The following is a 1,626-nucleotide window of genomic DNA, read 5'->3' as shown; positions in this document are numbered from 1 at the left end:
AAATTCGTCTAACGAGCCTATGAGATCTTCTGAAATACACATTTAAATATTATCAAATTTATTCAAGTTTTTTTTTCATCATAGTAAGAGTGTGAAGGTTTATATATTAGCCAGAATTAATATATTGGCGGCCCTGAAATTTTCTAATGATGTTTGAAGGTAGTTGAGAAGTGAAAAGATCACGAAAGGTAGGTAAAAATCTTGGCGTTTAGTGTTTACAAATGATTAGTCAGTTACACAATACCACCTCCTCCTCCCACCGTATGTAGAAAGCCCAGTTAACTATTGAAGAAATTGAAAGGAGGTATGTGTTGCAGGAGTTATCTATTAATTACACAAGTAATGTAGACTGGTGCAATTAATTATTAACAACGTGGCAAACATGGTAGTTAAAAGTAATGATGATGCATGATTCAGAGAAACTGTCACACATAATACCAAAAATGAAGAGAAGGTCCAGGGTAATCTGATCATCATTGGACGAATATTGATGTGGAAAAGTAGAATATCGGCATAACTTAAAAACACTTTTATATAAAAGTAACACAGCAAAGCAAACAAAAGTAAATTGCTTTTTAATAGCTTTTAAGTTAAAATAAATTATTTAAAAAATGTAATAATCTCTGGTACGTAGATTAAAGCATGTAAGCTTTAATAATACTGTTAAAGTATTTTGAATATTAAAATTTTTATTCTGTAAAAATGACAATTGTATTGATTAATTATAGTATACGTTATCGTGTATTTAATTTTGTGTATGTTACAGACACAAACAGTTATGATAAATAGTCGGAACATTTGTGCAGTACCAAGATCTTTAACTATCAGTTCTGTCAGATATTATGCTGCACCATCAGAGAAAAAAGTCTATTCGAGAGAAAAACCACATTGTAATGTTGGTACTATTGGTCATGTTGATCATGGAAAAACAACACTTACAGCAGCCATCACAAAAGGTATATCTGCATGTTACAAAACAGATATATATTTATATTGAAAATTCCTTTCTAAAATGAGTGTTGACCGTATAAGCCATGAGTTCATTCCACACGATAGGCCACATTGGCCACAAACCTTTAAATTAAAACTAAGTTTTGGAACAGTATTCAAAAATGATTGTGCTTAGTCCAATAGTTACCCATCAGGACTGAGTAGGTTCATGTTGAATTCATTTACCATAATACAGTTCTTCAATATACACTTTCTGAATGTTTTGTTAATAACTAATAGCATAAGCAAATATTGTTAAATAAAATTTAATTCATCCATGTTATTATAGTGCCAGTAACAACTAGATATTATTTAATGTAGCAAGTATCATTAAATAGGATTGACTTATGTTAGTATTTGATTTTGTCTTTGCACACGCTCGTTTCAAACAGACCTGATGTCAGGTGTTTCCTCAAGGGTGGTGTTTAAATTGTTTACTCTTTTTTGTGGCATTATCCGACAGCGTAGCCTTCTAAATACTAGATAGTCAACTGTGGAAGTATTCTATTGTCCACGACCTTTCAGAGCTCTTGTGACATAATTTCTGGTTTAATTCCAGCATCCTTCTGATTCTAACATCTATAGTCTATTCAATGGGGATTTTTCTAGGGAATTGTAGAAAGTCTCCATGGATTT

Annotated in this window: 1 protein-coding gene; it reads left to right on the top strand. The window is 31.5% G+C overall.

The genetic code is table 4. The annotated features are described in order from the left end of the window. Positions 1 to 823 precede the first annotated feature (823 nt). Positions 824 to 1,126, top strand: a complete 303-nt coding sequence (locus MAGTDC_RS06165) for a GTP-binding protein (RefSeq protein WP_462138617.1) — start codon at positions 824 to 826, stop codon at positions 1,124 to 1,126. Positions 1,127 to 1,626 lie beyond the last annotated feature (500 nt).

The organism is Candidatus Hodgkinia cicadicola (assembly GCF_002774925.1).
The sequence above is the reverse complement of the archived record's forward strand: the minus strand, read 5'-3'. Positions and strand labels throughout refer to the sequence as shown.